Annotated in this window: 4 protein-coding genes; 1 reads left to right on the top strand and 3 read right to left on the bottom strand. The window is 68.8% G+C overall.

Translation table 11 applies throughout. From position 1 onward, the window contains the following. The 3 genes from VGE03_RS02995 to VGE03_RS02985 all read right to left on the bottom strand — a co-directional run. On the bottom strand, positions 1 to 929 hold a 929-nt coding region (locus tag VGE03_RS02995), incomplete at its 3' end, for a methionine--tRNA ligase (RefSeq protein ID WP_331044989.1). Positions 930 to 1035: 106 nt separating this feature from the next. Next, positions 1036 to 2373: an MATE family efflux transporter gene (locus VGE03_RS02990; RefSeq protein ID WP_331044988.1), complete on the bottom strand. Its 1338-nt coding sequence runs from the start codon at positions 2371 to 2373 to the stop codon at positions 1036 to 1038. Between the two features lie 289 nt (positions 2374 to 2662). Next, positions 2663 to 3205, bottom strand: a complete 543-nt coding sequence (locus VGE03_RS02985) for an NAD(P)H-dependent oxidoreductase (protein ID WP_331044987.1) — start codon at positions 3203 to 3205, stop codon at positions 2663 to 2665. A 95-nt stretch (positions 3206 to 3300) separates the two neighbouring features. Here VGE03_RS02985 and VGE03_RS02980 point away from each other — a divergent pair. Then, positions 3301 to 4313: acyl-CoA carboxylase subunit beta (locus tag VGE03_RS02980; RefSeq protein ID WP_331044986.1), on the top strand; the 1013-nt coding region annotated here is incomplete at its 3' end.

Below are 4313 nucleotides of genomic sequence, written 5' to 3'. Positions count from 1 at the left end.
GTGTGGAAGGCGACGTTGTCCTTGCCCATGAACTGGACGTAGCGGACGTCGTCGGCGCCCTCGTCGGTGCGCCACCAGTCGCGCCAGGTCCGGCCCGTCGCCTCGGCCCACTCCTCGGTGGCGCCGATGTATTCGATGGGGGCGTCGAACCAGACATAGAAGACCTTGCCCTCCAGCCCGGGCCGCGGCCCGCCGTCGGGGCCGACCACCGGCACGCCCCACTTCAGGTCGCGGGTAATCCCCCGGTCGATCAGGCCCTCGTCCAGATGCTTGTAGGCGATCGAGCGGGCCAGGGTCTGCCAGTCGGCGCGGGTGCCGATCCAGTCGCGGATCGGCTGCTCGACCTTGGTCTGCAGCAGGTACAGGTGGCGGGTGTCGCGCACCTCGAGGTTCTTCGACCCCGACACCGACGAATAGGGGTCGATCAGGTCGGTCGGATCCAGCAGGCGACCGCAGTTGTCGCACTGGTCGCCCCGCGCGCCGACATGGCCGCAGTGCGGACAGGTGCCCTCGACGTAACGATCCGGCAGGAAGCGGGCGTCGTCGACGGAATAGATCATCCGGTCGACCCGCTCCTCGATCAGCCCCTTCTCCTCCAGCACCTTCGCAAAGTGCTGGGTCAGGCGGCGGTTGGGCTCGTTCGACGACCGGCCGAACCAGTCGTAGCTCAGGCCGAAGGCCTCGCCGGCCCGCTTCTGGATTTCGTGCTGCTCGTCGCAATAGGTGCGCACGTCCTGCCCGGCGGCGGCGGCGGCCAGTTCGGCCGGGGTGCCGTGCTCGTCGGTGGCGCAGATGTAGAGCACCTCATGCCCCTGCGCCCGCTTGAACCGCGCGAAAACGTCCGCCGGCAGCATCGAGCCCGCCAGATTCCCCAGATGCTTGATGCCGTTGATGTAGGGCAGCGCCGAGGTGATGAGGATGCGGGACATGGATTCCGGGGGTCGAGGGTCGAGGGAGGAGGGTCGAGTGATCGGTTAGTGGCGAGTGCGGAGGCATTTCGCAACACCCTCGCCCCTCGCCCCTCCACCCTCGACCCTACGGAAGCCGCCTCGCCACCCGCACGAACCGCCCGGTCAGCAGGGTCCCCGACACCAGGCTGGCGATGATCACGGCCCAGACCAGACCGTCAACGCCGATGCGGTGGGCCAGCACCCAGCCGATGGGCATCATGATCGCGCCGTACGAGACGAAATGCATGATCGTCGGCCACCAGACGTCGCCCGCCGCGCGGTTGGCCTGGGCGGCGACGACCTGAATCCCGTCGGCGACGAAGAACAGGGTGGCCAGCACCAGCGCCGGTCCGGCGATGGCGACCAGCGCCGGGTCGGTCGTATAGGCCCGCACCAGCAGCCCCGCCGTCGGCCAGATCAGCAGCGCCACCAGCAGCGCCAGCACCGTCACCACGCCGATCCCGGCGAAGCCCGCGCGCAGCACGCCCTCGCGGTCCTGCGCCCCATAGGCCCGGCCGACCAGCACCGCCGTCGCCGACGACAGCCCCATCGGCAGCATGAAGACGATGGCCGACATATTGATCACGATGGCCCAGCTGGCGGTCTCGTTCGTGCCCAGCAGGCCGGCGATCACCGTCATGGCGGCGAAGGCGCCGACCTCGATGAAGTTGGACGCCCCGGCGCCCACCCCGACCTTGATCTGTTCGCGCTCGGTCTCCGGATCGCGGGCGGGCCGCTTCCACAAGTTCCAGCTCTTCGCCTCGGGCAGGCGCAGGATGTAGACGATCAGGAAGGCGGCCAGCGCGAAACGCGCGCCGAACGTCGCCCAGGCCGAGGCCGCGGCGCCGTGCACCCCGATGTTCAGCAGGTCCGGCACCAGCAGCAGGTTCAGCCCGATGTTCACCCCGTTGGCCACCCACATCGCCCACATGCCGGGCTTGGGCTTGGACAGGCCCTCCAGGAAGAACTGGGCGGCCACCGAGATCAGGTAGAAGGGCATCGACAGGGCGAAGATGACCAGCGGGCCGGACGCTCCGGCGCCCAGGCCTTCCTCGAAGCTGACGTTCTGCATGACCCACGGGCCGAGGATCGACAGGGCCAGCATGGCCGCGATCCCGATCTGCAGCGCATAGACCATGCCCCGGCGCAGCACCGCGCCGATCTCGCCGTGACGGCCCTCGCCGCGCAGGCGGGCGGTGACGATCTGCACCCCCATCATCAGGCCCACGGCGGTCGTCAGCACCACCGACGACGGCGCCCAGGCCAGCGAGTGATAGGCCAGCTCGCGCGACGCATAGTGACCGACCACGATCGCGTCGGTCAGCCCCATGGTCATGATGCCGATCCGCGCCAGCACCACCGGCCAGGCGAGATTCAGCAGTTCCTTCAGGGTGGCGCGGGTCTTGTCGTTCAGGGCGATCATGGGACGCGGCACAGGCCACGGGGCGGCGACCGGGTCAACCGGGTTTGGGGAGACCTAGTATAAGGGGAGCTGATCACTCACCTCTCCATTCGCCTCTTCAAGCGAATGGAGAGGACAGATCGGCGCGTCAGCGTCGATCAGGTGAGGGCGGCTCCGTCAGAACAGAAGACGCCTCGAACGCCAGTGTTGGCGGACCACTCACTCACCGCCTGCGCCGCCCCCTCCTGATCGCTGGCGCGATCTGTCCTCCCCATCGCCTTGAAGGGGGCGATGGGGAGGTGAGCTGGGCTCAGCCATTGCCCACCAGCTTCCCGAACGCCGCCATGATCGTGCCCAGGAACGCCTTCGTCCCCTCCACCTTCACCTCCCCGGTCTCGTCGAACAGGTCGCCCGCATTGCCGATATAGGCCTCGGGTTGCTGCAGGGTCGGCATGTCGAGGAAGACCAGCGACTGGCGCAGGTGATGGTTGGCCCCGAACCCGCCGATGGCGCCGGGCGAGACCGAGACGACGGCCGCCGGCTTGCCCGACCAGATGCTGTGGCCATAGGGGCGCGAACCGACATCGATGGCGTTCTTCAGCGCGCCGGGGACCGAGCGGTTGTATTCCGGCGTCACGAAGACCACCCCGGCGACGCCGCGCATCTCGTCGCGGAACCGGGTCCAGGCGGCGGGCGGGGCTTCTTCCAGATCGGGATTGTACAGCGGCAGGTCGCCGATCTCGACGATCACCCCCTCCAGTCCCTCGGGCGCCGAACGGATCAGCGCCTCGGCGGTCAGCCGGTTCAGCGAGCCCTTGCGCAGGCTGCCAACGATGAAGGCGATTTTGCTCATGGGAGGCTCCTTCGGGACGACCGTCGCCCTGCCCCTGATCTGGCGCCGCGCGGTCCGGTGGACAAGGGCGCGATGCAACGCCTAAACCTCCCCCCATGCCGAAGCTGACGTCCGCCATCGACACCTCGTCCGCCGCCTTCAAGGCGCTGGACGCCCATAACCGCGCCCTGCGCGACGAGCTCTACGCCAAGGTGGCCAAGGCCGCCCGCGGCGGCTCCGACGCCAGCCGCGACCGCCACGTCTCGCGCGGCAAGCTGCTGCCGCGGGACCGCGTCGAGCGCCTGCTGGACCCCGGCTCCCCCTTCCTCGAGGTCGGCCAGCTGGCCGCCGGTGGCATGTACAACGATGAGGCGCCCGGCGCGGGCATGATCTGCGGCGTCGGCCGGGTCTCGGGCCGCGAGGTGATGATCGTCGCCAACGATCCGACCGTGAAGGGCGGCGCCTACTTCCCCATGACGGTGAAGAAGCACCTGCGCGCCCAGGAGATCGCCGAGCAGAACAACCTGCCCTGCGTCTATCTGGTCGATTCCGGCGGGGCCAACCTGCCCCACCAGGCCGAGGTCTTCCCGGACCGCGACCATTTCGGCCGCATCTTCTTCAACCAGGCCCGCATGTCGGCCAGGTCGATCCCCCAGATCGCCTGCGTCATGGGCTCATGCACCGCCGGCGGCGCCTATGTCCCGGCCATGTCGGACGAGACGGTGATCGTCAGGAACCAGGGCACCATCTTCCTGGCCGGTCCCCCGCTGGTGAAGGCCGCAACGGGCGAGGTCATCAGCGCCGAAGAACTGGGCGGCGCCGAGACCCACGGCCGCAAGTCCGGCGTGGTCGACCATGTCGCCGAGAACGACGAGCACGCGCTTCAGATCGTCCGCTCCATCGTCGCCAATCTGAACACGGTCAAGGACGTCGCTCTGGATGTGCGCGAGCCCCGCGCCCCCGCCTACGACCCGGCCCAACTGTACGGCGTCATCCCCGAGGACGTCCGGGCTCCCTACGATGTGCGCGAGGTCATCGCCCGCATCGTCGACGGCTCGGAGCTGGACGAGTTCAAGGCGCTCTACGGGACCAGCCTCGTCTGCGGCTTCGCCCGTATCTGGGGCTATCC

Origin of the sequence: Brevundimonas sp. (assembly GCF_036400995.1) — a bacterium.
Lineage (GTDB): Bacteria > Pseudomonadota > Alphaproteobacteria > Caulobacterales > Caulobacteraceae > Brevundimonas.
The sequence above is the reverse complement of the archived record's forward strand: the minus strand, read 5'-3'. Positions and strand labels throughout refer to the sequence as shown.